The organism is Paraburkholderia sediminicola (assembly GCF_046026895.1).
Lineage (GTDB): Bacteria > Pseudomonadota > Gammaproteobacteria > Burkholderiales > Burkholderiaceae > Paraburkholderia > Paraburkholderia sediminicola_C.
On sequence record NZ_JAQQEU010000032.1, the window covers coordinates 1 to 24,324 of the forward strand.

At 64.8% G+C, this 24,324-nt stretch carries 23 protein-coding genes and 1 pseudogene; 11 read left to right on the forward strand and 13 right to left on the reverse strand.

All coding sequences use genetic code 11. The features are described 5' to 3' along the window. Positions 1-186: transposase (locus tag PQR02_RS21880; RefSeq protein ID WP_408235684.1), on the reverse strand; the 186-nt coding region annotated here is incomplete at its 3' end. A gap of 105 nt (positions 187-291) precedes the next feature. Here PQR02_RS21880 and PQR02_RS21885 point away from each other — a divergent pair. Then, entirely contained in the window at positions 292-1,671 is a 1,380-nt protein-coding gene (locus tag PQR02_RS21885; protein WP_408235687.1) for an IS4 family transposase, read from the forward strand. A gap of 90 nt (positions 1,672-1,761) precedes the next feature. Here PQR02_RS21885 and PQR02_RS21890 read toward each other — a convergent pair whose 3' ends face one another. Then, positions 1,762-2,733, reverse strand: coding sequence for a LysR family transcriptional regulator (locus tag PQR02_RS21890; protein WP_408235690.1), 972 nt, complete (start codon positions 2,731-2,733; stop codon positions 1,762-1,764). A gap of 199 nt (positions 2,734-2,932) precedes the next feature. Here PQR02_RS21890 and PQR02_RS21895 point away from each other — a divergent pair, with 199 nt between their 5' ends. The 3 genes from PQR02_RS21895 (at position 2,933) to scpC (ending at position 7,208) form a co-directional block, all read left to right on the forward strand. Beyond that, positions 2,933-5,125: an FUSC family protein gene (locus PQR02_RS21895; RefSeq protein WP_408235692.1), complete on the forward strand. Its 2,193-nt coding sequence runs from the start codon at positions 2,933-2,935 to the stop codon at positions 5,123-5,125. Positions 5,126-5,269: 144 nt separating this feature from the next. After that, positions 5,270-5,488 carry a hypothetical protein gene (locus PQR02_RS21900; protein ID WP_408235695.1) on the forward strand — a complete coding sequence of 73 codons (219 nt, stop codon included), beginning with the start codon at positions 5,270-5,272 and terminating at the stop codon, positions 5,486-5,488. Positions 5,489-5,693: 205 nt separating this feature from the next. After that, on the forward strand, positions 5,694-7,208 hold the full coding sequence (gene scpC / locus PQR02_RS21905; protein WP_408235698.1) for a succinyl-CoA:acetate CoA-transferase ScpC: 1,515 nt from the start codon (positions 5,694-5,696) through the stop codon (positions 7,206-7,208). A gap of 60 nt (positions 7,209-7,268) precedes the next feature. On the opposite strand, the gene PQR02_RS21910 is transcribed toward scpC, so the two are convergent. Both PQR02_RS21910 and PQR02_RS21915 read right to left on the reverse strand, forming a co-directional pair. Continuing rightward, complete coding sequence (locus PQR02_RS21910) at positions 7,269-7,523, reverse strand: GlsB/YeaQ/YmgE family stress response membrane protein (RefSeq protein ID WP_149672522.1); 255 nt, start codon at positions 7,521-7,523, stop codon at positions 7,269-7,271. A gap of 163 nt (positions 7,524-7,686) precedes the next feature. Beyond that, a pseudogene (locus PQR02_RS21915) lies at positions 7,687-8,390 on the reverse strand (MgtC/SapB family protein); the annotation flags it as partial. 394 nt (positions 8,391-8,784) lie between these two features. On the opposite strand from PQR02_RS21915, the gene PQR02_RS21920 reads away from it, so the two are divergent. Then, positions 8,785-9,309, forward strand: a complete 525-nt coding sequence (locus PQR02_RS21920; protein ID WP_408235701.1) for a hypothetical protein — start codon at positions 8,785-8,787, stop codon at positions 9,307-9,309. Positions 9,310-9,329: 20 nt separating this feature from the next. Here the strand turns inward: PQR02_RS21920 and PQR02_RS21925 are convergent, their stop codons facing one another. Continuing rightward, entirely contained in the window at positions 9,330-10,493 is a 1,164-nt protein-coding gene (locus PQR02_RS21925) for a metallophosphoesterase (protein WP_408235704.1), read from the reverse strand. A gap of 377 nt (positions 10,494-10,870) precedes the next feature. Here PQR02_RS21925 and PQR02_RS21930 point away from each other — a divergent pair, with 377 nt between their 5' ends. After that, positions 10,871-11,209: a hypothetical protein gene (locus tag PQR02_RS21930; protein ID WP_408235707.1), complete on the forward strand. Its 339-nt coding sequence runs from the start codon at positions 10,871-10,873 to the stop codon at positions 11,207-11,209. A 48-nt stretch (positions 11,210-11,257) separates the two neighbouring features. On the opposite strand, the gene PQR02_RS21935 is transcribed toward PQR02_RS21930, so the two are convergent. Then, on the reverse strand, positions 11,258-11,842 hold the full coding sequence (locus PQR02_RS21935; RefSeq protein WP_408235710.1) for a malonic semialdehyde reductase: 585 nt from the start codon (positions 11,840-11,842) through the stop codon (positions 11,258-11,260). A gap of 164 nt (positions 11,843-12,006) precedes the next feature. On the opposite strand from PQR02_RS21935, the gene PQR02_RS21940 reads away from it, so the two are divergent. From PQR02_RS21940 to yjfF, 5 genes are all read left to right on the forward strand, one after another. After that, positions 12,007-12,606, forward strand: coding sequence for an alpha-ketoglutarate-dependent dioxygenase AlkB family protein (locus PQR02_RS21940; protein WP_408235894.1), 600 nt, complete (start codon positions 12,007-12,009; stop codon positions 12,604-12,606). Positions 12,607-12,810: 204 nt separating this feature from the next. Further along, a complete protein-coding gene (locus PQR02_RS21945) occupies positions 12,811-13,797 on the forward strand; it encodes an ABC transporter substrate-binding protein (RefSeq protein ID WP_408235713.1) in 987 nt (328 codons plus the stop codon). Between the two features lie 195 nt (positions 13,798-13,992). Next, complete coding sequence (locus PQR02_RS21950; RefSeq protein ID WP_408235716.1) at positions 13,993-15,624, forward strand: sugar ABC transporter ATP-binding protein; 1,632 nt, start codon at positions 13,993-13,995, stop codon at positions 15,622-15,624. After that, the gene (locus PQR02_RS21955; protein WP_408235719.1) at positions 15,621-16,664 is read left to right on the forward strand and encodes an ABC transporter permease; all 1,044 of its coding nucleotides are present in this window, start codon (positions 15,621-15,623) and stop codon (positions 16,662-16,664) included. The genes PQR02_RS21950 and PQR02_RS21955 overlap by 4 nt, the downstream gene beginning before the upstream one ends. After that, positions 16,661-17,767: a galactofuranose ABC transporter, permease protein YjfF gene (yjfF, locus tag PQR02_RS21960; RefSeq protein ID WP_408235722.1), complete on the forward strand. Its 1,107-nt coding sequence runs from the start codon at positions 16,661-16,663 to the stop codon at positions 17,765-17,767. The genes PQR02_RS21955 and yjfF overlap by 4 nt, the downstream gene beginning before the upstream one ends. A 254-nt stretch (positions 17,768-18,021) precedes the next feature. On the opposite strand, the gene mdcH is transcribed toward yjfF, so the two are convergent. The 7 genes from mdcH to mdcA are packed head-to-tail and all read right to left on the reverse strand — an operon-like array spanning position 18,022 to position 24,321. Next, on the reverse strand, positions 18,022-18,954 hold the full coding sequence (gene mdcH / locus PQR02_RS21965; protein ID WP_408235725.1) for a malonate decarboxylase subunit epsilon: 933 nt from the start codon (positions 18,952-18,954) through the stop codon (positions 18,022-18,024). Next, a complete protein-coding gene (locus PQR02_RS21970; protein WP_408235728.1) occupies positions 18,954-19,658 on the reverse strand; it encodes a malonate decarboxylase holo-ACP synthase in 705 nt (234 codons plus the stop codon). The genes mdcH and PQR02_RS21970 overlap by 1 nt, the downstream gene beginning before the upstream one ends. Then, positions 19,658-20,473, reverse strand: a complete 816-nt coding sequence (gene mdcE, locus PQR02_RS21975) for a biotin-independent malonate decarboxylase subunit gamma (protein WP_408235731.1) — start codon at positions 20,471-20,473, stop codon at positions 19,658-19,660. Before mdcE ends, PQR02_RS21970 begins: the two co-directional genes overlap by 1 nt. Further along, the gene (locus tag PQR02_RS21980) at positions 20,470-21,354 is read right to left on the reverse strand and encodes a biotin-independent malonate decarboxylase subunit beta (protein WP_408235734.1); all 885 of its coding nucleotides are present in this window, start codon (positions 21,352-21,354) and stop codon (positions 20,470-20,472) included. Before PQR02_RS21980 ends, mdcE begins: the two co-directional genes overlap by 4 nt. Next, positions 21,351-21,665: a malonate decarboxylase subunit delta gene (locus PQR02_RS21985; RefSeq protein WP_408235737.1), complete on the reverse strand. Its 315-nt coding sequence runs from the start codon at positions 21,663-21,665 to the stop codon at positions 21,351-21,353. Before PQR02_RS21985 ends, PQR02_RS21980 begins: the two co-directional genes overlap by 4 nt. After that, positions 21,653-22,648: a triphosphoribosyl-dephospho-CoA synthase gene (locus tag PQR02_RS21990; RefSeq protein ID WP_408235740.1), complete on the reverse strand. Its 996-nt coding sequence runs from the start codon at positions 22,646-22,648 to the stop codon at positions 21,653-21,655. Before PQR02_RS21990 ends, PQR02_RS21985 begins: the two co-directional genes overlap by 13 nt. A gap of 2 nt (positions 22,649-22,650) precedes the next feature. Further along, positions 22,651-24,321, reverse strand: coding sequence for a malonate decarboxylase subunit alpha (gene mdcA, locus PQR02_RS21995; RefSeq protein WP_408235743.1), 1,671 nt, complete (start codon positions 24,319-24,321; stop codon positions 22,651-22,653). Positions 24,322-24,324 lie beyond the last annotated feature (3 nt).

Consider the following 24,324-nt stretch of genomic DNA (forward strand, 5'->3'; position numbering starts at 1 on the left):
GTAACGCCGCCGCCACTTGAACAACATGTTCGCGTTGATGCCATGTTCCCGGGCGAGTTTCGAAACAGAAACGCCTGGTTCACCTGCAGCCGCGGCCAGGCGACGTCGAAACTCTGGGCTATGGTTCGGGCTGCCTTTACGTGTTCCCGACGGTGGCTTCTCTTCTGATCCCAAAATGGTTCCCACTACTCAAAATCTGATCTTTACCCACATCTTTGGCGGGTTGACTTGTAAACTGCGACGCGTGATGTTAACTTCCGCCCATACGACATTTGTGGGCGATGTTCAACATTGTCTGATGCGAGCGATCCCGATGACTGGGCAAGTGTTGAGTTCGGCGCGGCGCAACTGGGTGACGCTCGCCTAACTCAGCGCTTGATCGCACTTGCAGGTAGATTGTCGGGCGCTCCACAATGTTCTTTTCCCCAGTCGCTTAAAGGCGCGGACCTTAAAGCTGCGTACCGGTTTTTTGATAATCCGAAGGTAGATCCCGACGGCGTGCTCGGTTCGCATATTGGTCGAACGCTCGAACGCATGCGGGAGGCGTCGGTCGTGTTGGCTGTACAGGACACGACCGAATTCAATCTTACGCATCTGCATGCGACGGAAGGTCTAGGCCATTGCGCAGGCCATAATCTTCGCGGTTTTATGATGCATAGCATGCTGGCGGTAACCCCAGAAGGGTTGCCGTTGGGTGTGTTGGGCATGAAGACCTGGACGCGTACACCCGAGGAGCGCGGTAAGGGCGAGTTGGGCAGGCGGCGCACGATCCGGGAGAAGGAAAGCGCGAAATGGCTTGAAGGACTGGAACACCTGAGCGCGCTCAAAGCGCATTGTCCGCAGACGCATTGCATTGGCGTATGCGATCGTGAGGGAGACATTTACGACGTATTCAGGGCCGATCGCCCTGCTGGCGTCGACTGGCTAGTTCGTGCGAGCTGGAATCGCAGGGTGGCGCATCCGCAGAAGTATCTGTGGGAGACGATCGTCGCAGCGCCGGTGCTGGGCTTCACTGAATTGAAGACTCCAGGTTCGGGTAGCACGGTCGCACGCACCGCACGCCTAACGTTGCGATGCGCGCCGGTGAGCTTGCGCCCACCGCGCTATCGACGCCCCAGAAGATTACCCAACGTTGAGGTGTTCGCGATTCACGCCCTAGAAGCGGATGTTGCCGAAGGTCATGAACCCCTTGAATGGATGCTACTCACTTCGGTGCCCACGAATACTCGCGAAGAAGCACTGGAACGCCTGGAATGGTATGAGCGGCGTTGGACGATCGAGTCGTGGCATCGCATACTCAAGAGCGGTTGTCGCGTCGAGGCACGGCAATTCGGCAATCTCGATCGATTCGTGCGTGCCACCGCCTTATTTGCCGTAATCAGTTGGCGCATCTTGTACGCGACGTTGCTGGCCCGAATAGACGGCGATCTGCCATGCGATGTGCTGCTTCAACCACTTGAATGGCGCGCGTTGTATTGCCGCGTACACAACACGACGACGTTGCCTGCTCGGCTTCCAACGCTGACGCAGGTCGTGCTGTGGATCGCAAAACTCGGCGGTTACCTCGCGCGCAAGCATGATCGTCCACCTGGGCCAACCGTTATGTGGCGCGGCTTTCTCGCTCTGCACGAGATTACGGAGATGTACCGCATCTTCAGGCAGAACGAATGACCTTATTTGTGGGTAAAGACGAGACTCAAAATGGTGGGAACCACTTTGGCGTCTCCGATTGCACAGATCAAGATGGCCGCGCCGCGACGCTTACCTTCCTCCCACAGGCAACTCGACATCACCGGAATTCGCTTGCCCGACCTCAGCCAGCAGCGCCTCATCGCGTGCAATCACGTTCGGCAGGTGTGTACGCAAGAATTCGACCCACGTCCTTGTCTTTGCATCGATGAACTTGCGGGATGGATACAGCGCATAAACATTCATCTTTTGCAGCGTATGTTCCGGCAACACTCGCACTAACGTGCCATCACGCAACCCCGAAATAGCCGCATAAAGCGGCACCATCCCGATACCCATTCCTTCGCGAATCGCCACGATCAGCGACTCCGCGATGTTCACGTGCACTGGGCCGTTCACTTCCATCATCTCGCTGCCGTGCGGGCCGTCGAGCACCCATTCGTGCGGTGGAAATGCCGGCGTGTGCAGGATCAGACATTCGTGATTCGCTAGATCAGCCGGCTTTTGAGGCGCGCCGTGCGCGCGCACATAAGCCGGCGAAGCGCACAAAATGCTGAAGGTCGTCCCGAGCGGCAGCGACACGAGATCCGAATCCGGCAAAGTCGAGGCGCCGATCACGGCGACATCGGCGCTGCCTTCGAACAGATCCGGCATGCGCTGCGACAATGTCAATTCGACGGTCACCTCCGGATAAAGCGCGCGATAGCGCTTGATGGCCGGCAACACATAATGCTGTCCGATGCTCGCGAAGCTATGCATGCGCAAGGCACCCGTCGGCCGCTCGTGCGCGCAACTGGCTTCCTCTTCCGCGGTGTCGACATCCGCGAGAATCTGCTGGGAGCGCTTCAGATAGCGCTCGCCCGCAGTGGTGAGCGCGAGTCGTCGCGTCGAGCGGTTCAGCAGGCGCGTACGCAGATGGGCTTCGAGTTCCGAGACCGCGCGCGACATCGCGCCGGTCGTCGAATTGAGCGACTGCGCGGCGGCGGTGAAACTACCCGCTTCGACCACGCGCACGAACACTCGCATATTTTGTAACGTATCCATCGATCCTTCTATTTCACGGCAGAAGCCGTATTGTCCGCCTGTGTCGCAGGCGCATTGTTGTCCGTTCTGGAAGGGACGTTCCGCACCTATCCCCTTAATGCCTCCATAGCATGCTCCTACAATCGGCGCCTTGCCTGCCGGTGTGTGCGGTGTTCGCCGGCGCTTCTTTCAGCGACCAACCGGGACGCATTGCTTTCAGATGAAACGCCAACATGCGATCAAACCGACGGCGGACCTCTTCCGCCCGTGCAGCGTGCTGTGGCAAACATTCAATCGCAAGGCGTTCATTCCCGCCGTACGCGACTGGTCGACCAGCGACGGTTTGATCTGGCTGCATCTGCTGAAAACCGTCACGGCGGGTCTGCTGGCGCTGGGCATGGCGATGCTGTTCGATCTGCCGCAACCGCGCATCGCGATGACGACGGTGTTCGTGCTGATGCAACCGTTCAGCGGGATGGTGCTCGCAAAGAGTTTCTATCGGATTCTCGGCACAGCGGTTGGGACGGTCGCCGCGCTCGCGCTCGGCGCGCTGTTCGTTCAGCAGCCCGAGTTGTATATGCTCGGCATGATCGGCTGGGTGAGCGCCTGTATTGCTGCGGCAGTCCGGTATCGGCATTTCAGGTGGTACGGCTTCGTGCTGGCGGGCTACACCGCCGCCCTGATTGGCATTCCGAATGTCACGGCGCCGCACGATCTGTTTCTGGCGGCGCTTACGCGCGCGGCGGAAGTGGCGGTCGGCATCGTGTGTTCAAGCGCGGTGAGTGCGCTGATCGTGCCGCAGCGCTCGAGTCTTGCGCTGCGGCGCGCGCTGCGAAATCGATTCGCAAATTTTACAGCGTTCGCTGCCGACGTGCTGGATCGCGGTATCGAGCGTGGCCAATTCGAGCGGCGCTTTGCGGACCTCGTCGACGAGATCGTCGGTTTCGAGGCGACGCGTACCTTCGCCGCCTTCGAAGACCCGGCGATGCGTTCGCGCAGCCAGCATCTCGGCCGTCTGAACGGCGAGTTCATGGATGCCTGCGCGCGGCTACACGCATTGCACCAGTTGCTCAAGCGGTTGCGCGCGAGCGGCGCGGCACCGGTGATCGCGGCGATCACACCGTACTTCCATGAACTGGCCGCACTGCTTGCACCGCGCTGCGCGCCGGCCGCGGACGCTGCGGATGCCGCGCAACTGGGCGGCCTTCGTCTCTTCCAGGCGAATCTGCCACGGCGCGTGCGCGAAACGAGACGGCCACTCGAGCCGGCAGCCGCCGAATCGCTGGCGGACTTCGACACGGCGGCGGAGTTGCTATACCGCTTCGTCGACGAGTGGATCCGCTATTCGGAGATCTACGCATCGTTGGCTCGGCGCAAGCCAGAGAGCCAGCCGCAGCGGCGCAATCCGAGCCGCTACGTGAGCCACACGAACAGCTTCGTCGTCGGGTTTACGTTCGTGCGCTCCGCGGTGGCGATGGCAATTGCGGGTTCATTCTGGATCGCGACCGACTGGCCGAGCGGCGGCCTCGCGATGATCGGCGCGGCGCTGGCATGCGCGTTGACGTCGACCGCGCCGAACGCGACGAAGATGGCCGGGCAGATGGCGGTCGGCGCGGTGCTCGCGACCATGACCGGCTATCTGTTCACGTGCTACGTGTATCCGAACATCGACGGCTTCCCATTGCTTTGCACCATGCTCGCACCCGTGCTTGCGCTCGGCGCATTCATCGCGACACGCAAGGATGCAGCCGGGTACGGCATCGGTTTTTCGGTGTTTTTCTGCCTGCTCGCGGGACCGGACAACGTCGTCGCCTATGCACCGGATCTGCTCGTCAATAACGGCATCGCGCTCACGGCGTCGATGCTGCTGGCGGCGCTCGTCTTCGCGGTGGTCTTTCCAGCCGACATGCCGTGGCTCATCGAACGAATCATGAGCGACTTGCGCGCGCAAGCCGTGTTCGCGTGCAAGGGCGAATTGCCGGGACTCAATCAGCGTTTCCAGTCGAGCACGCACGACCTGACCTCGCAACTGCGCATGCTCCTGACGCGGCGTTCGCGGCGTCGGCGCGACGCGTTGCGCTGGATGCTCGCCACGCTCGAAGTCGGCCACGCGGTGATCGATCTGCGCAATGAAGCGGCGCGCGCCGCTTATGCGGACGCGCTTTTTCCACGCTGGAGCGGTGCTATCGAGCGCACTCGCGCCGACCTCGCGCTGCTCTTCGAGCGGCCCGATACGCGAGCGCTCGAACGAGCACTCGTCTCCGTGCGCTCGGCTACGTGGATCGCGCAGGACATGCTGCAAAAGGTGCATGCCGATCGCGACAGACGGCACGACATGCAGCGCATCCTGGGGTGCCTGCACTTCATTCGCACCGCGTTGCTCGACAAGGACGCGCCGTTCAACGCGCGTTAGGCGATCCGCGCCGACTCCCTCCATTCCCAGCGATCCTTCCACCAATTGGAAAGATCACTTCCGGCCAGCCCCGTTTATCTGCGTGAGTGGCAATCCTATAGTTTCACCACTGCCACGCAGTTACCGTAAGCCCTGGAGAATGAAATGAAAGTATTGAAGATTGCCCTGATTGCCTGCTCTCTGTCCGCTGTTATCGCTCATGCGCAAACAGCACCTGCCGCACCGGAGCAACAAGTTGCCCAGGCGAATGCGCAGCAGCGCGCCGACGACGTCGCCGCGCACGGCCGCGTCGCAGCGCCGAAGGCCAAAGCAGAAGAGTGCGTCGGCCCGGTGAGCTTCTGCAATATCTATTTCGGCAGCTAAGTAGCGCCACGAGCAACACCTGAAGTACGGGTAGCACCTGCCGCGACCCCTGCGCAAACGGCGCAACACGAGGCCGCGACGCCGTCCCCATCGAGAAGCCGGGGCGACGCCGCGGCGGGTGCGACATTCTGGCTACTGAGCGAAGCACACCGCAGACGTGCGCACCGGTAGTCCGCACCTGGGGATTATGGAGAGAGTCAGTTTCATGTACGAAGACCGGATTCGTTGTACCGCACTGCGCGGAACAATCACCTCAGCCGCCGAAGCGGCGCTTCTGATTCAGGACGGCATGCGCGTGGGCGCGAGCGGCTTTACGCGCGCGGGCGACGCCAAGGCCGTCCCGGTGGCGCTGGCGGAGCGCGCGCGCGCCGACGGCAAGCCGCTGCGTATCACGTTGATGACGGGCGCATCGCTGGGTCATGACGTGGACCGCACGCTCACCGAGGCGAACGTGCTCGCGCGCCGTCTGCCGTTCCAGGTCGACAAGACCTTGCGCGACGCGATCAATCGCGGCGAGGTCATGTTCGTCGATCAGCATCTGTCCGAAACCGTCGAGATGCTGCGCGCGAACCAGCTCGGCAAACTCGACGTCGCCATCATCGAAGCCGTCGCGATCACCGAGACCGGCGGCATCGTGCCGACCACCTCGGTCGGCAATTCGGCCAGCTTCGCGATCCTCGCCGACAAGGTGATCGTCGAAATCAATCTTGCGCAGCCGCTCGCGCTCGAAGGGCTGCACGACATCTGGATTCCGGGCCGCAGACCGAACCGCGAGCCGCTGCCCATCGTTCGTGCGCAGGACCGCGTGGGCACACCGGCCATCGAGATTCCGCTCGAGAAGATCGCGGCGATCGTCATCACCAATATGGCCGATAGTTCGTCGACGGTGCTCCCGGCGGATCAGGAAACCCAGTTGATCGCCGGCCATCTGATCGAATTTTTCCGGCACGAAGTGTCGCGCGCACGCATGCCCCGGCAATTGCCGCCCTTGCAGGCGGGCATCGGCACGATCGCGAACGCCGTGCTCGCGGGCTTCGTCGATTCGCCTTTCGACGCGTTCGAAATTTACTCAGAAGTACTGCAGGATTCGACCTTCGATCTGATGGACGCCGGCAAGGTGACCTTCGCGTCGGGTGCATCGATCACGTTGTCGGCCGCGCGCCAGGCGCAGGTGTTCAGCGAACTGGCGCGCTATCGCGACCGCCTCGTGCTGCGTCCGCAAGAAGTCAGCAACCATCCTGAAGTGATTCGCCGGCTTGGTCTGATCGCGCTGAATACCGCGCTCGAACTGGATATCTACGGCAACGTGAATTCGACGCACGTGGGCGGCACGCACATGATGAACGGCATCGGCGGCTCGGGCGACTTCGCGCGCAACGCGTCGTGCGCGATCTTTGCCACGAAGTCGATGGCGAAGGGCGGCCGCATTTCGAGCATCGTGCCGATGGTGCCGCACTGCGATCACAACGAACACGACGTGGACGTGGTCGTGACGGAGCAGGGTCTTGCCGATCTGCGCGGCCTGGCGCCGCGCGAACGCGCGATGTTGATCATTGAAAACTGCGCACACCCGCTGTATCGCGATCTGCTGCGTGACTACTATCGGGACGCTTTGGGAGGGGGAGGGCAGACGCCGCATCGGTTGGACCAGGCCTTCGCCTGGCATATGCGGTTGCATGATACCGGCTCGATGTTGCCGGCGACCCGGACGGGTCTTTGAAACAGCGAAGCGTCAGATGGCGTTCCCCCCTGACGCTTCTTCGGACATCAGATGCGGTGCTCAACTGCCTCGTCGGATGAGGCGGATAAGAAACAATAGAATGACCGCGCCGATCACAGCGGTGATGATCGAGCCGATCCAGCCGCCGCCCAGCGAGATATGCAGCACGCCGGCAAGCCAGCCGCCGATGAACGCGCCGACGATCCCGACAATGATGTCGACGATAAGGCCGAAGCCGCCACCCTTGACCAGCACACCTGCGAGCCAGCCCGCGATCGCGCCGATGATGAGCCATGCAATGATGCCGTGTTCCATATTCGGTACTCCATGGTTAAGTGAAAAAAATCACGGTGCTAGAGCTTAGTCGAAGGTGACGGGACCGTCCATGTTCAGGACGCGGAATTAACAATCTCTGATCTAGTGCAGATGAAGTGTAGACGATGCGCGCTGACAAGGGGAGCCTGCACGCGACGCGGCACTCCGGCGTCGGCTCCGCTTCTCTGGCCGTCCTGCTCACGCTGGAGACACTCTTTTCCATGCTCAGCCGGCATGCCGTCTGTTCGAGCTTCGACTGGTCTTTCGGATGCCGCTTGAGCGTCGCCGTCACGCGGATGCGTCCGGTATCGTGCTCGACGTCTTCGCTCGTCAAACTTTGAAACGACAGTGGCGTCGAGTACATCGAATTGGAAATCGCGGTGCGAATGTGGATCTCGTCGGCCTCGCGGCAGACGATCGTCAGCATGTACTCGCGCACCAGGTCGGCGTTTGAAACCGGTGCGGCGTTGATCGTGCGGCTCACTTGGCGCAGCACCGTGTTGGTCAGCAACACGACCGCGGTGCCGGCGAGCGCCGGCCCGTAGTGACCCGCGCCGCACAACACGTCTACCGCCGCCGAGCACCACAGCGTCGCCGCAGTGTTGATCCCCTGAATGGAACCCTTGTCGCGCATGATGACGCCGCCACCGAGAAAGCCGACGCCGGACACCACATACGCGGCGATTTGCGAGATGCCGGCCGTGCCGGTGCCGTCAGCACGCCAAGCGTGACGAACAGCCACGCGCCGCTCGCGACCAGCGTGATGGTGCGTAGGCCGGCACTGCGCTGACGCATCTGCCGCTCGAGGCCGATGGCGACGCCACAGGCAAAGGCGGCAAGGAGCCGCCAGACGAATTCGAATGTCATCGTTCAGAAAGGTTGGCGCGCATGTTCGGTTGAATGGAGTTGGCGAATTCCAGGCAGCTAGGCAAACTCAAGTCAAGCCAGGGTCGCGGGACGGATCGAATGCTTCGTCGCATGCTTGAGGACGTTTCGACCGATCTTTACGGAACAATCCGCGCGTAAATACGGACTCCGAATATTGACGCTTATCGTCCTGGAAAACACACTGTCGGGATACTCCGGAGCGTGTCGTGCTGCTGCGGTGCTCAATTCACATGCGCATTTTGCGCTTTGCTTGTGACGGCTTTGCTCGCGTGTTGGTACGTGTACTGCACAGTCGTCTTTGCGCGTCGAGCCACGCGCCATTCATCAGCACGACATCGTTGCTTTTCCGCCGTCCAGCCTATTTGAGGAATGTATGAAAGTGAAAGCTTCCGGCATCGTTGCCGGCGCGTTGCTGGCGTTTGCGCCGCTTGTATCGTCCGCGGCGCTTCTGCCCGCACCGTTCGAAGGCAGCCGCACGATGCAGGCGGAAGGCGTCGTGAAATCAATCGACCAGGCGAAGCACTCGTTGACCGTGCTCGACGCGCATGGCGGCGAAGGCGCCTTCACCGTCACGGACGCGCGCAACCTCGCGCAGATCTCATTGGGTAGCAGGGTCCATATCCGGATGATCCGCAACGCGGTGATCCGGGTCACGCATGCCGCGGACGATCAAGGCAAGCTCGCGCAAGCCGCCCCGCGCGACACCGCGCAAACGTTGACCGCCGAGGTGACGGCAATCGATCGCGCGACCGGCGTATTGGCGCTGAAGGGCGCGGACGGCTCGGCGTTCCATATCCAGAGCCGTGAACCGGCGGCGGTCGCCAATGTCACGCCGGGCATGCGGGTGTCGGTGACGTTTGCGCCGCAAGTCAGCGTGGCCGTCGCGCCGGCGCAGTAATCAATCTGCTAAGCGTCAAGCTAGTCCGGCTCGCCGGGTACGAGGCGCAAGCGCGTGATTTCCGACGGCGCGCCCAGCCGCTTCGGCGGGCCCCAATAGCCGGTGCCTCGGCTCGTGTACACCCACAGTCCGTCCAGGCGTGCGAGACCCGCCGTGAACGGCTGCTGAAGGCGCACGAAGAAATTCCACGGGAAGAACTGGCCGCCGTGCGTGTGGCCCGACAACTGCAGCGTGAAGCCCGCCGCCGCGGCTGCTTCGGCGGAACGTGGCTGGTGCGCGAGCAGCACCTTGATCAACACGTCGCCTGGCGCGCCCGCGAGCGCCGCAACCGGATCGCTGCGATGCGACGGGTCGTGATGGCCTGCCGAATAATCGGTCACGCCGGCGATGACCGCGCGCGCGCCGTCGTGATCCACGACCACGTGTTCGTTAAGCAGCACGTTCAGGCCCAGGCGCCGGAACTCGTCGATCCACGCATTCGCGCCGGCGTAGTACTCGTGGTTGCCGGTTACGAGAAAAGCGCCGTGACGGGCGCTGAGCCGCGACAGCGGTTGCGTGTGCCGGGTCAACTGCGGCACGCTGCCGTCCACCACGTCACCGGTGACGGCGATCAGATCAGGCTTGAGCCGGTTCACCGCGTCGACGATCGCATCGACGTAGCGGGCCTTGATGGTCGGCCCCACGTGAATGTCGCTGATCTGAACGATCGTGAAGCCGTCGAGTTCGGCCGGCAAGTCGTCGATCGGCACATCGATCGTTACCACCTTCGCGCGGCGACGCGCATTGAACAGACCCACCAGCGTCGACAGCAGCGCGAGCAACGGCACCGCGGCCGCCGAGCCCGTGCGCCAATGGGCGATTGCGATGGCGTTCGGCCAGATCGCATCGACGGTCAGCAGCGAGGCGAGCACCAGGTCGCGCGCGAAGGTGAGCACCAGCAGCGACGAGAAGAAGCCCAACGCCAGCAGGCCGACCCAAGCAAGCCGGTCGCCGAGCGGTTGTCGCTTGATACTGCGCGCCATCATGCCGAGCGGAATCAGAAAGATCGACAGCACGAGCCACGCGCCGCTCACCCAGCGGCCGGTGGCGTCGACCGGCATATCCGGAATCAGACGCAAGCCAACGTAGATATGCAGCAGGATGCCAATCAGAATGAAACGAACAAAAAATGATGAGCGGCGCATAAGAGGATCAGGGCGGGAAGGGGCCGGCACGAACTGAGGAGCGTCGGCGATGGCTCGTGGGCAGCAGCGCTGCTCGCGACCGGGCGAACCATTCTACCGGCATGTGCCGGCGCTTGCCGGTGGCGCCAGATTTGCGGATTACGCACCGCGCATTCTGCCCCGGAAAGCGCGAACACAATCGTGCATTGCAGCAATTCCCCGCGCCCGCGAGACCTGTGAAAGCGTGCTATGACAATCTAATTAAATGGGCTTTGAATTGTGTCCGCGCGTGGACTATTCTCAAAAGGAACCGGCTCGTTTCAAGGTCGCCGCGAGGGCCGCAGCGGTTCGACAATGACGGGTTTGGTCGCCGGAAAAGGCGATGGGGGAGGCACATCATGAAGCTGCTCAGACCGGGCCATCAATTGCGCCACGCGCATCATGAGCATCACGCGCACCACGTCGGGCGCGAGGGCAGCCATGTGATGTTGCCGCTCGTCGGTATTTCGTTGATGGCCCTCGGCCTGTATTTCGGCGTGCGCAACATCGACTTCTCCGAACTGGGCAAGAGCGCACTATTCGGCGTGGTGATGCTGTGCGTCGCGCTGGGCATCGCGGGACTGTTCGGCGTCGTCGGCGCATGGCTGCGCTCGAATGGCGACGAGGCCGACGAGGGCTTTTGCTTCGTCGGCGCGTTGATCGGCACGGTTGTGTTTTACGTGGCGATCCTCACCTGAGCGCAGCGGCCGCCAATGCACCCAGCCGCACCCAGCGGCGCCGGGGCATCAGACAATCCGCGCGGCTTCGTCGAACGAGAAACGTGGATTGCGCGGGAACAGTTTCGACGGATCACCATAGCCGAGATTGATCAGGAAATTCGACTTCACGGTGGTGCCGGCAAAGAACGCTTCGTCCACTTTGGCGGCGTCGAAGCCTGACATCGGACCGGTGTCCAGACCGAGCGCGCGGGCGGCAAGCAGCAGATAGCCGCCTTGCAGCGTGGAGTTGCGAAATGCCGTGTCCGCGATCGCGCGGTCGTTGCCGGCGAACCAGCTGCGCGCGTCCGCATGTGGAAAGAGTCGCGGCAGATGCTCGTAAAACGCCATATCCATCGCGACGATCACCGTGACCGGCGCAGCCATCGTCTTCTCCAGATTGCCCGCCGACAACGCCGGACGCAGCTTTTCCTTGCCTTGCGGCGTTTTGACGAACACGAAGCGGCCAGGGCTCGAATTGGCCGAGGTCGGTCCGAGCAAGGCCAATTCGGTGAGTTGCCTGAGTATGGCGTCGTCGACCGGCTTGGGCTGCCAGCTGTGATGGGTGCGCGCTTCGCGAAAAAGTTGATCGAGTGCCTGATCGGAAAGAGTCATGACGGCAGTCCGTTACGAAAAAGTGAGAAATTTTAACAACAGCGTGGAATGACAGCGCAACCCACATGAGCGAGCGCATGCGTCGTTGCCGCCATAATAGCCACCACGGTTCTCACCGCGCATGGTTTGTCCGCGCGATCGCATTCAGCATCCAGGTAATTCGCATGATGGATCTTTTCGACGACCTGCCGGCGCCCGACGTCGACTGGTATCCCGACTGGCTGCCGCCCGCCGACGCGGCGCGCGCTTTGACGCAGCTGATCGGCGAAGTGGCCTGGCGGCAGGACACGATGGGCACGCCCGCCGGCCGCGTCGCGCTGCCACGGCTGACCGCGTGGCAGGGCGAGCCGGACGCGGTGTACGTCTACTCGGGCATTCGCAACGTACCGCAACCTTGGACGCCGGTCGTCGCCGAACTGAGGACGGCCGTGGAGGCCGTCTGTGGCGCGCGCTTTAACAGCGTGCTGCTCAACCGCTACCGCAGCGGTGCGGACAGCATGGGCTGGCACGCGGACCGCGAGCCCGAACTCGGCGCGCAGCCGGTTATCGCATCGGTCAGCCTGGGCGTCGCGCGGACGTTCGATTTGCGGCACAACAAGACCGGCGTCGTGCGGTCTTTCTCGTTGAAGGGAGGCAGCTTGCTGGTGATGAAGGGCGACACCCAGGCACAGTGGCGGCACCGGGTTCCGAAAGAGCCGCGCGTGATGGGCGAGCGGGTCAATCTGACCTTTCGCTGGGTGACGCCGCGCGCGGCGGGCCGTTAATTTTTCCGTTTTTTTTCGCTCGCTGGCGTCCCCTCCAGCGCCGATCTCGCCGGCTATACCACAATTGGTATTGCCTCCGCGAATCATATGATTGGACGGTTAACGCTCCAGACAGTACGCTACATCACGATCCGCGCACCGTGAGGGCCGAAGGGCTGGGCAGGTTCGCTGGGTCGCCTGTACAACAACGATCAGGAGACAGTCATGGCGAATACACGACGTGCCGCATGTCGTGCGTTGGGCGCACTCGCACTTTCCGCGGGCATCGGCGCGCTGACGCTGGCTACGCCGGGCGCTTACGCGCAGGACAAACAGATTACCCTCGGTTTTGCGCAGGTCGGCGCGGAAAGCGCATGGCGCACCGCCAACACCGAGTCGGTCAAGTCCGCCGCAGCGGACGCGAAGATCAAGCTCAAATTCTCCGACGCCCAGCAGAAGCAGGAAAACCAGATCAAGGCGATCCGTTCGTACATCGCGCAAAAGGTGGACGTGATCGCATTTTCGCCGGTCGTTGAATCCGGCTGGGAACCGGTGCTTCGCGAAGCCAAAGCCGCGAAAATTCCGGTGATCCTCACCGACCGCAACATCGACGCCAAAGACACCTCGCTTTATGTGACGATGATCGGCTCCGACTTCCTCGAGGAAGGACGGCGCGGCGGCCACTGGCTCGCAGATCACTACAAGGACGATAAAGGCCCGATCAACATCGCCGAACTGCAGGGCACGGTCGGCTCGGCGCCCGCCAACGACCGGCACTCCGGTCTGATCGAAGTGATCAAGAGCGATCCCAAGTTCAAGATCATCGCGTCGCAAAGCGGCGACTTCACGCTGGCCGGCGGCAAGCAGGTGATGGAAGCGTTCATCAAGACCTACGGCAACAAGATCAACGTCGTTTATGCGCATAACGACGACATGGCGCTCGGCGCGATCCAGGCGATGGAAGAGGCCGGCATGCATCCGGGCAAAGACGTCGTTGTCGTGTCGTTCGACGCGACCAAGGGCGGCTTCCAGGCGATGGCCGCGGGCAAGATGAATGTCGACGTGGAGTGCAGCCCGCTGCTGGGGCCGCAGTTGATGTCGGCGGTGAAGGACGTGGTGGCCGGCAAGCCGCTGCCCAAACGCATCCTCACGGAAGAGACCGTCTTCCCGATGAGCGTTGCGGCGCAAACTCTGCCGACGCGCAAGTACTGAAGCGCAGACCAGGCTTTCCTCACGACATGCGCCGCCGCATAGGCGGCGCGGAGGAGATGCACGAGTACGGATAGATCGAACAGGTTTCTCCAGTGGTGCCTGGCCGCCCGGGCTGCTTCGGCAGCGGGCGGTCTCTTTTCAACAGGATGCCGCTGGAACCTGCCGAACCCACGCATAGCCGATCGAGCGAGGTCCATGACTCATCCCGCTTCCGAACCGAACCCGCCGGCTATTGGCGCGCACGGCGCCATCCTCGACGGCGCTGACGGCGCCGCCCGCGCGCCTGAACCCATTCTGGCCACGGCCGGCGTCAGCAAGACATTCCCCGGTGTGAAGGCCCTGCAGCGGGTCGATTTCCGCCTGTTTCCCGGCGAGGTTCATACGCTGATGGGGCAGAACGGTGCCGGCAAATCCACCTTGATCAACGTGCTGACCGGCGTCATCGCGCCCGATGCGGGCACGATCCGCCTCGGCGGTGAAGTGGTCGCGTTTGCGTCGCCGCAGGAAGCCGAAGCGGCCGGCGTTCGCACGCTCTACCAGGAAGTGAACCTGTGTCCGAACCTGTCGGTGGCGGAAAACATTTTCGCGGGCCGGCAGCCGAAGCGCTTCGGCGCGATCGACTGGCCTGACATCAAACGGCGCGCGCAGGCCGCGCTGGCGCGCCTCGACGTGACGCTCGACGTCACGCGCTCGCTCGACGCGTATCCGATCGCCGTGCAGCAGATGGTGGCGATCGCGCGAGCATTGTCGGTCGATGCGCGCGTGCTGATTCTCGACGAGCCGACTTCGAGTCTCGACGACAGCGAAGTCGCGCAGCTTTTCAAAATCCTTCGGCATCTTAAGCAATCGGGTATCGCGATTCTGTTCGTCACGCATTTCATCGAACAGACCTACGCGATCTCCGACCGCATCACGGTGATGCGCAACGGCGAGCGCGAAGGCGAATACCTGGCGCGCGATCTGTCCGCCGATCAGCTGGTCTCGAAGATGGTGGGTCACGAGCGCATGAGCGCGCGCTTGCGCGAAGCCGCGCACGAAGCCCATTCCGCGCACACCTCCGATGACGGCGCGCAAGATCCGCAGCACGACCAGGCGGCGCAGCCGTTCGCCGAACTTCGCGGCGTCGGACGGCGCGGCACGCTGCAGCCGATCGATCTCGACGTGCAACCCGGCCAGATTCTCGGCCTCGCCGGCCTGCTCGGCTCGGGCCGTACGGAAACCGCGCGCCTGCTGTTCGGCGCGGAGCGCGCGGACAGCGGCACGATTCTCGTGCAGGGCCGGCCCGTGCGGCTGCGCTCGCCGCGCGACGCGGTGCGCCACGGCATCGGCTATTGCGCGGAAGACCGCAAGAAAGAGGGCATCGTCGCCGAGCTGTCGATCCGCGAAAACATTCTGCTGGCACTGCAGGCGCGGCGCGGCTGGTGGCGCAAGATCAACCGGCAGCGCGCGCGTGAACTGGCCGATCTATGGATCGAGCGGCTCGGCATCAAGGCTGCGGACGCCGAGCAGCCGATCGGCCTGCTATCCGGCGGCAACCAGCAGAAAGCGCTGCTCGCGCGCTGGCTCGCCACCGACCCGAAGCTACTGATCCTCGACGAACCGACGCGCGGCATCGACGTCGCCGCCAAGTTCGACATCATGGACCGGCTGCTGGCACTGTGCGCGAACGGCCTGAGCATCCTGTTCATTTCGTCGGAGATCAGCGAAGTGCTGCGCGTGAGCCACCGCGTCGCGGTGCTGCGCGACCGGCGCAAGATCGCCGAGGTCGCCGGCAAGGCGTCGAACGAAGACAACATCTATCGACTCATCGCGGGGAGCGGCGAATGAAGCTATCGAACTGGTTCGCGCGAGACGGCGTCGAGCGTCCGTTGATCTGGCCGTGCATCACGCTCGCGTTGCTGTGCGGTCTGAACCTGTGGGTGAATCCGCATTTCCTGTCGCTGCGGATGCTCGACGGCCATCTGTTCGGCGCGCCGATCGATGTGCTGAATCGCGCCGCGCCGCTGGTGCTCGTCGCGATCGGCATGACGCTGGTGATCGCGACGCGCGGCATCGACATTTCGGTCGGCGCGGTGGTGGCGATCGCGGGCGCCGCCGCGGCCACGATCCTCGCGACGCAGCCCGTGCCGAGCGCGGGGCTGGTCGCGCAGGCACTGCTGGCGGCGTTGATCGTCGGCGTGCTGAGCGGCATGTGGAACGGCTTGCTAGTGTCCTTCGTCGGCATGCAGCCGATCATCGCCACGTTGATTCTGATGGTGGCGGGCCGCGGCATCGCGCAGCTGCTGACGGCCGGGCAGATCATTCCGATCGGCGCGTCTGGCTATCTGTTCGTCGGCGGCGGCTATTGGCTGGGCGTGCCGTGTTCGGTGTGGATCGCGACGATCGCCGTGCTCGCCACCGCCGCGCTCGTCGAAGGCACGGCGCTCGGACTCTTCATTCGCGCGATCGGCGTCAATCCGGTCGCGACGCGCCTGGTCGGCTTGCGCTCCAAGGCGCTCGTGTTCGCGGTGTACAGCTTCTCGGGCTTGACCGCGTCGATGGCGGGCATCCTGATCAGCTCGAACGTGCGCAGCGCCGACGGCAACAATGCCGGCCTGCTGCTCGAACTCGACGCGATTCTCGCGGTGACGCTCGGCGGCACGTCGCTGCTCGGCGGGCGCTTCAGTTTCGCGGGGACGGTGCTGGGCGCGCTGATCATCCAGACGCTGACCTACACCACCTATTCGATCGGCGTGCCGCCTGAGGCGACGCTGGTGGTCAAGGCGGCGGTGGTGCTCGCGGTCAGCGTGATCCAGTCGCCGGCGGCGCGCGCACTCGCGATGTCGTTCGGCGCGTCGATCTTCAGGCAGCGCGGGGTGGCACGATGAGACGACTTCTCGAAGCGCTCGCCCATCTCGTCGATCCGCGCACGCTGCCGATCGCCGTCACGATCCTGTTGTTCTTCGCGCTGTTCGGTTTCGGCTCGGTGATGTACACCGGTTTCTTCTCGTGGCAGGTGCTGCTGGACCTGCTGGTCGACAACGCGTTCCTGCTGATCGTCGCGATCGGCATGACGTTCGTGATCGTGTCCGGCGGCATCGATCTGTCGGTGGGGTCGGTCGTCGCGCTGACGACCATCGTCGAGGCGGTGCTATCCGAGCACATGCATCTGTCGGTGTGGCTGATCATCCCGATCGTGCTGGTGATGGGCACCGTGTTCGGGGCGGTGCAGGGCGCGCTGATTCACTTCTTCCGCCTGCAGGCGTTCATCGTGACGCTGGCCGGCATGTTCTTCGCGCGCGGCCTGTGCTTTCTGATCACCACGCAGTCGATCACGATCACCGATCCGACGTTCCAGAAGATCTCGGCGTTTCGTCTGGACATCGGTATCGGCTCGGTCACGGCGAACGTGCTGATCGCGCTCGTGACGCTGCTGGGCGCGATTTATGTCGCGCATTTCACGCGCTTCGGCCGCAACGTGTACGCGGTCGGCGGCAATCCGCGTTCGGCGTTGCTGATGGGGCTGCCGGTCGCGCACACGCGGATCGGCGTGTATGCGCTGAGCGGCTTTTGCTCCGCGCTCGGCGGCGCGGTGTTCACGTTCTACGTGTTGTCGGGCTACGGTCTGCAAGGGCAGGGCATGGAACTCGATGCGATCGCGGCCACCGTGATCGGCGGCACGCTGCTGACGGGCGGCGTCGGCTACGTGATCGGCTCGCTGTTCGGCGTCGGCATTCTCGGCACGATCCAGGCGCTGATCACGTTCGATGGCACGCTCAGTTCGTGGTGGACCCGCATCGTGATCGGCGCGCTGCTGTGCGCGTTCTGCCTGCTGCAACGGCTGATCGAGCGGCACGCGAAGTCGGTGGGACGTCCCGGTGGCTCCGGCGCGCTGACGACGCCGGGGCATGGGCACGGGCACGCGCATGGTGAAACGTCGGCGACGGCGTCGGATTCGCAGGTGCTTGGGCGGGCGCCGGAGCAGGCGTGAGGTGGGGCGTGGTTGCGTTGCTGCTTGCGCTGCGGCGGCTCTGGCGGTGAGCTGCCTTCCTTGAGCATGGCGCGGTTTCAGCGCGGGTGTGGATCGCCGATCCGCGTCGCGCTGAGTGAGCGCCGATGGCTTACGGTTGGCAGCCCCACGCGCAGCGCGAGCGATCAGCATGCGAAGGCGTTGAAACGGCAGTTGATCTGGACGCGGCGTGCTGGCGAAGCGGCCGCGATTCGCAGCGACGCCTCGCGCTCCGTTCAATCCATCGCAAGCCGCTTACGAGCCGTCGCCACGAGTCTTTCGAACGAAAAGCTGCTGGCCGCGAGCGCGGTAGTGTCTGGAAAGTTATCGCGCGCGATGTCGCTCAACACCTGTCCCGGCGGCGCTTCGATCAGCACGCGGGCGCCCATTTCCTGTATCGCCGTGAGCGCATCGAACCAGCGCACGGTGTAGCGCATGTTGGTGGCGAGATCGTCGCGGATCGCGTCGGCCTTATACAACGGCCGGCCGCCGCGATTGCCGATATAGGTGCTGCGCGGCGCATGAAAAGGCACTTCGCTCGCATAGGCGAGGAGTTCATCGGTGGCCTGCGCGAGCAGTTCGCAATGCGACGGCACGTTCACCGCGAGCCGGGTGGCCTTGCGCGCGCCCGCCGCCAGCGCGCGGACGATGAACGCGTCCAGCGCATCGTTCGCGCCCGCCATCACGATCTGGCGCGGCGCATTTACATTGCCGATATAGACGCGCTGCCGATCCTCATCCGCATGCCGCGCGGCGAGTGCTTCCAGTTGATACTCGGTCAAACCTGAAATCGCCGCGAGGCCATATCCGGAAGGGTATGCCGCTTCCATCAGCTCGGCGCGCCGCCGCACCATCTTCAACGCGTCGGCGAACTGCACCGCGCCGCAGCTCACCGCCGCCGCATACGCGCCGACCGACAACCCCGCGCTGATCTCAGGCGCGAGCTGTTCATCGGCGAGCGCGCGCGCAAGCGCCACACCCGCTATCGTCAGGCCGAGCTGCACGGCGACGGTCGAGCGGAGCGCTTCCGGCGTGTCCAGCGTCAGCACATCGACGCCGAGCACCTGGGAGGCTTCTTCGAGCGTGTCGCGCACCGCGCGATTGGGCGGCAGATTGTGCAAAAAGCCATCGGTCTGCGCCCCTTGACCTGGAAACAGCAGCGCGAGCATCAGACGACACCGCTACGCGTTACCCGAGCGGCGGCCCAAGGCTCGGCGATCAATTGCGGGCCGCGCGCGCCGCGGACCATCACGCGCGCTTTGCCCGCCGCCCACTCTGCCAGCGCGACACCGCCCACGGGCGTTTCGAGTTGCGCGTCGATACGCATGCCGGCATGTGTCGCGAGCGCTTGCAGTTGATCGAACAATGCGTGGGCGAGATCGTGCGCGAGCGGTTCGGGCGTACGGATCAGCAGATCGAGATCGCTCGACGCGGTCACCGTTGCCACTCGTGTTGCCAGTTCAAAACCGGCGCTGCCCGTCGGTCCCCAATCAAAACCGGCGAGCGGGCCGGCAGCGTCGCTCCGCAAACAGGCGAGGGCCGCGAACGGTGGCAGCGCAGCGCGTCCGGCCGGCGGCGCGGTTTGCCTCAACGCTTCTGGCGGCACGGCGCTTTCGATATCGTCAGCCTGTGCCCATGCGCCATACCGCTGCGCCCGCCCGACACCGCGCACACCGATCGCGACGAAGCCCTCGGCGGCGAGTGCGCGTCTGACGACCGCATAGGGCGCGCGCTCGAATGCCGCGCGGACCCACGCCGGTTCGTCGTCGAATGCGGGCAGGCGCCGCAAGCGCAGCAGGTCGTGCGGCCGCCAGCGCGCGTCGCATGCCAGCGCATGCGCGCCGGCAAATGGTGGCGCTGCGCACACCCGCATCACACGGCATCCCATTGTTCGGCGAGACGCCGGCGCACTTCGATCGACGCCGCGCGATTCGTGCGCGCCGCCACCGATTCCAGCCGATGCGCGAGCGTGCGCTCGCCGTCGCGCGCGCTGCGAATCTGCTCAGCCAGCACCTCGCGCACGTGCTCGATTTGCGACGCGTCCGGCGCATCCGCATCGACGCCTTCGATCAAGCGGTCGAGCAGCCCGAGCTTCGCGAACGACGCCATCGAATACGACATCGGCACGATGGTTTCGCCGAGCGCGTCGAGTTCTTCGACCGTGCGGCGCGTGACGCGCGCGGCGGCTTCCTTGCCCATCGCGTGCACCAGCGTGCCGGGCGCGTCGAGCGCGACGATGCGGTTGGCCTGATAGCCGTGCGCGAGGAACGCGCCCGACATCGCCGGTCCGACGATCAGCGCGATCACCGGATGGCCGGCCTCGCGCGCGCACGCATACGCGTCGACGGCGGCCGCGCACGCGAGATGGATGCCGAGCATTTCCTCGCGATAGCCGTACGCCTGGCTCTTCACATCGACGATCGCGACGATCGGCCGGCGCGCGCCGGCCGCCGCATCCTGTTCGATCGCCTCGCGCACGGCGCGCGCGAGCTGCCAGCCCTGTTCGAGGCCGACCACGTTATCGGTCGCGCGCGGGAAGCGGTTGGCGGGGTCGGGCACGACCGCGATGAAGCGCGCGGTCTCGCCGCCGAGCGACGCATCGCCGCTCCACACGGGCGGCTTGCCCGACGGTTCACCGGCCAGCGCGTGGAACCAGCGCGCGCCGCGGCTCGAAAAGGTGTCGCTCATGCCTGCTCCCTGCCGGTGGCGTCGTGAAGTTCGGGGTTGTACACGTCACGCATGCTCTGCGGCGTGACGCTGGCGGGATCGATCAGCGCGAGCCGCTTCAGAAACACCTCGACCTGTTCGCTGCGATGCGCGGCCGGCACCCCTTGCGCGAACGCCGCATGCACGGCGGCGCGCACCGCGTCGGCGGCGTCGTCGACCAGCCGATCGGCGAGCGCGGTCGCCGTGCGCTGCTCGCCGCCGATCAGTTGCCATACGCGGCGGCGGTCGCTCGCATCGAGTTCGTCGATGCCGGCTTCCTGCTCGATCACCTCGGGGCCGTTCATGCCGAGCCGGCCCTGCTTCGTCACGATCAGATACGAACACAGCGCGGCCGCGAGCGACATGCCGCCGAAGCAGCCGACCATGCCGGCGATCACGCCGACCACCGGCACATGCCGGCGCAATGCGACGATCGCCGCCTGAATCTCCGCGATCACCGCGAGGCCCAAGTTGGCCTCCTGCAATCGCACGCCGCCGGTTTCGAACAGCACGACCGGGCGCACGAGCTTGCCGCGTTCGCAGTCGCGCAACGCCATATCGAGCGCCGCGGCGATCTTGCTGCCCGACACTTCGCCGATGCTGCCGCCCTGGAACGCGGACTCGATCGCCGCGATCACCGCGGGCTCGCCACCGATGGTGCCGCGCGCGATCACGCAGCCGTCGTCGGCCTGGCAGACGACGCCTTGCAGCGCGAGCCACGGCGACTCGATCTTGTCGAACGGGCCGAGCAGTTCGCGAAAGCTGCCCGCGTCCAGCAACGAGCGGGCGCGCTCGCGCGCCGGCAGTTCGATGAAACTGTCGCGCAATAGCGGCGCGGAATGAGCGCTTGCAAGCGGGTTCATGCGTCGTCTCCCGTTTCGGCGGCTTCGACCGCTTCCGCGAGCCGTAGCGCGACTACGCCGGGTGTCGCGCCGAAGTCGTTGATTTCGATTTGCGCGGCGCCGTCGTAGCGGGTGAAGAAGCGGTCGAGGACGCTCTTCCAGATGTGGCTATAGCCGTCGACACTGGTGCGCACGACCACGTGCGCGGCGAGCGCGCCGGGGCTGCCGGTGGGCGACAGCAGCACTTCCAGATCGCCCGAGCCGACCACGCCGACATGCGCGCGGGTCGTGACGGCGCGTTGCGCCGGATAGTCGAAGGTCAGATGTTCCATGGGTCTGGGCTCCGGCCGGCGTCGTGAGGCGCCAGCATGTCGAGAAAGAGGGTGGCGGCGAGCAGGTCGGCCGCGCCGCCAGGCGATGCGTTGAGCGACAGCAGTTCGTGTTCGAGCGCGGCCAGCGCGGCGCGGCCCGCCGGCATCGAACTGCCGCCGGCGTCCAGCACGCGTCGCGCGCCGTGTTGCCCGGCGCGCAAACCGGGCAGGCCCGCGCGATGCAGCAGGCAGGTGTCGTCGAGCGAGGCCATGATGGCCAGCAGTGTGTCGACGCGCGCGGCGTTTTCGCCGGTTCCCCGGGCGCGCGCCGCGCGCAGCGCGGGCAGGCCCACGTCGATCACATGCGGGAAGCCGTCCTGCGCTTCGCGGCGCGCGCCGCCCACCTGATAGCGCTGGCGTGCGCGTTCGCCGTGACTGTCCGAGGGCGCGGCGAAACGGTCCGGGAAGCACGCGATGTGCGCGGCGCGTGTGCAGATTCGCGCTGCGCTTGGATGTCTGGCATGGCCGGACGCAACCGCAGGCGCCAGCGCGGATGCAGCGGCGCGCGCCTCGACAGCCACCCCCGCCACCAGCAGGCCCACGATCCAGATCGCACCGCGATGCGCGTTGCTGCCGCCGGTAGCGCGCAACATGTCCTGCTCGCCGGCGAGGCCGATCTGCGCGAGTTCGGTGCGCAGCAGCGCGGACGGTTCGCCACGGCGCCGCGCGGCGCGCGCGAGCGCCGCGAAGGTCGGTTCGAGCGAATGCGCCGAACGCAGCATCGTCGCGAGATCGAGGTCGCGATGCGCGCCGCTGCCGCGCCGGTCGACCAGCGCGGGCTTGGGCGTGAGCTGTGCTTCGTCGATCAGCGCAGTGACCGCGTAACGCGCCAGATGCGCATCGTCGGGTGAGACGGGTGCCAGCGTGGCGTGCGAATCCGCAGGCGCGGCCAGCGTCGCATTCGCTCGTCCTTCCGCGCGCCTGGACAAGGCAGCGGGCGCCATCGTCACCAGCTCCTGAAGCGCGCAGGCGGCGCGTATAAACCGCCCGACCACGTCACCAGATCGTCGATGCTGCGGGCGGCCAGCAGCGAACGCTTGGCTTCGCCGCGCCGGATGCCGAGGTCTTCGGGATACGCGACGATGCCGCGCCGGCGCAATTCGGCGGTCTTCTCCGGCTTCGCGCGCAAGCCGATCGGCGTCACGCCGGCCACGGCGGCCACCGCCGCGCGCCGCTCGTCGATGCCTTCGGCCTTGTGCAGATGCGCGATGCCTTCCTCGGTGACGACGTGGCTGACGTCGTCGCCATAGATCATCACCGGCGCGACCGGCATGCCGTTTCTCGCACCGACCGCGACGGCGTCGAGTTCATCGACGAAGGTCGGTTCGCCGCCTTTCTTGTAAGTCTCGGCCAGTTGCACGACCAGCTTCTGGCCGCGCGACACCGGCCCCTGGTCCTTCAACAGCTTGAGCCAGGCTTCGCTCGAATGACGCCGGCCGCGCGGATCGTGGCCCATGTTCGGCGCACCGCCGAAGCCGGCGAGACGCCCGCGCGTGACGGTCGACGAATTCGCGTCGGCGTCGATCTGCAAGGTCGAGCCGATGAACAGATCGACGCCGTATTGGCCGGCCAGCTGGCACAGCACGCGGTTGGAGCGCAGGCTGCCGTCGCTGCCGGTGAAGAACACGTCGGGGCGCGCCTCGATATACGCCTCCATGCCGACCTCACTGCCGAAGCAATGGATGCTGTCGACCCAGCCCGATTCGATCGCGGGAATCATCGTGGGATGCGGATTGAGCGTCCAGTTGCAGCAGATCTTGCCCTTCAGCCCGAGCGACTCGCCGTAAGTGGGGAGCAGCAACTCGATCGCCGCGGTGTCGAAGCCGATGCCGTGATTCAGCGAGGCGACGCCATACGGTTCGTAGATGCCGCGAATCACCATCATCGCGGTGAGCACCTGGAGGTCGCCGATGTGGCGCGGATCGCGTGTGAAGAGCGGCTCGACGGCGAACGGCCGGTCCGCCTGCACGACCACGTCCACCCACGAGCCGGGAATGTCGACACGCGGCAGTTCGTCGACGATTTCGTTGACTTGCACGATCACGACGCCATGCCGGAACGCGGCGGCTTCGGCGATGGTCGGCGTGTCCTCGGTATTCGGGCCGGTGTACAGATTGCCGTGCCGGTCGGCCTTTTCCGCGCAAAGCAGCGCGACCTGCGGCGTCAGGTCCACGAACATGCGCGCGTACAGCTCGACGTACGTATAAATCGCGCCGATTTCGAGCTGGCCGTCTTCGAGCAGTTGCGCGACCCGCAAGCTCTGCGGCCCGGCAAACGAGAAATCCACCTTGTGCGCGATGCCGCGCTCGAACAGCGTCAGATGCTCAGGACGGCTAATGCTCGAAATCAGCAGATGCACGTCGTGGATCTTTTGCGGATCGACCTTGGCGAGCGAGCGGGACAGAAAGTCGGCCTGCTTCTGGTTGTCGCCTTCGAGCGCGACGCGGTCGCCGGGCTGGATCAGCGTTTCGAGCGCATCGACGATGCGGTGGGTCGGCAGGACGCCGTCTTCGAGCCAGGGTGCAATGGCGGCCAGGCGGCGGTTCTTCTCGTCGCGGCGCGTGGTCCAGCGACGGGCGGCGGGTGGTGACGCAGCGGTTTCGGCGGATCGGATCATCGG

Coding starts and splice junctions, on each gene's coding strand:
- PQR02_RS21890 (WP_408235690.1), bottom strand. CDS start 2,733: ATGGATACGTTACAAAATATGCGAGTGTTCGTGCGCGTGGTCGAAGCG.
- PQR02_RS21895 (WP_408235692.1), top strand. CDS start 2,933: ATGAAACGCCAACATGCGATCAAACCGACGGCGGACCTCTTCCGCCCG.
- PQR02_RS21900 (WP_408235695.1), top strand. CDS start 5,270: ATGAAAGTATTGAAGATTGCCCTGATTGCCTGCTCTCTGTCCGCTGTT.
- scpC (WP_408235698.1), top strand. CDS start 5,694: ATGTACGAAGACCGGATTCGTTGTACCGCACTGCGCGGAACAATCACC.
- PQR02_RS21910 (WP_149672522.1), bottom strand. CDS start 7,523: ATGGAACACGGCATCATTGCATGGCTCATCATCGGCGCGATCGCGGGC.
- PQR02_RS21920 (WP_408235701.1), top strand. CDS start 8,785: ATGAAAGTGAAAGCTTCCGGCATCGTTGCCGGCGCGTTGCTGGCGTTT.
- PQR02_RS21925 (WP_408235704.1), bottom strand. CDS start 10,493: ATGCGCCGCTCATCATTTTTTGTTCGTTTCATTCTGATTGGCATCCTG.
- PQR02_RS21930 (WP_408235707.1), top strand. CDS start 10,871: ATGAAGCTGCTCAGACCGGGCCATCAATTGCGCCACGCGCATCATGAG.
- PQR02_RS21935 (WP_408235710.1), bottom strand. CDS start 11,842: ATGACTCTTTCCGATCAGGCACTCGATCAACTTTTTCGCGAAGCGCGC.
- PQR02_RS21940 (WP_408235894.1), top strand. CDS start 12,007: ATGATGGATCTTTTCGACGACCTGCCGGCGCCCGACGTCGACTGGTAT.
- PQR02_RS21945 (WP_408235713.1), top strand. CDS start 12,811: ATGGCGAATACACGACGTGCCGCATGTCGTGCGTTGGGCGCACTCGCA.
- PQR02_RS21950 (WP_408235716.1), top strand. CDS start 13,993: ATGACTCATCCCGCTTCCGAACCGAACCCGCCGGCTATTGGCGCGCAC.
- PQR02_RS21955 (WP_408235719.1), top strand. CDS start 15,621: ATGAAGCTATCGAACTGGTTCGCGCGAGACGGCGTCGAGCGTCCGTTG.
- yjfF (WP_408235722.1), top strand. CDS start 16,661: ATGAGACGACTTCTCGAAGCGCTCGCCCATCTCGTCGATCCGCGCACG.
- mdcH (WP_408235725.1), bottom strand. CDS start 18,954: ATGCTCGCGCTGCTGTTTCCAGGTCAAGGGGCGCAGACCGATGGCTTT.
- PQR02_RS21970 (WP_408235728.1), bottom strand. CDS start 19,658: ATGCGGGTGTGCGCAGCGCCACCATTTGCCGGCGCGCATGCGCTGGCA.
- mdcE (WP_408235731.1), bottom strand. CDS start 20,473: ATGAGCGACACCTTTTCGAGCCGCGGCGCGCGCTGGTTCCACGCGCTG.
- PQR02_RS21980 (WP_408235734.1), bottom strand. CDS start 21,354: ATGAACCCGCTTGCAAGCGCTCATTCCGCGCCGCTATTGCGCGACAGT.
- PQR02_RS21985 (WP_408235737.1), bottom strand. CDS start 21,665: ATGGAACATCTGACCTTCGACTATCCGGCGCAACGCGCCGTCACGACC.
- PQR02_RS21990 (WP_408235740.1), bottom strand. CDS start 22,648: ATGGCGCCCGCTGCCTTGTCCAGGCGCGCGGAAGGACGAGCGAATGCG.
- mdcA (WP_408235743.1), bottom strand. CDS start 24,321: ATGATCCGATCCGCCGAAACCGCTGCGTCACCACCCGCCGCCCGTCGC.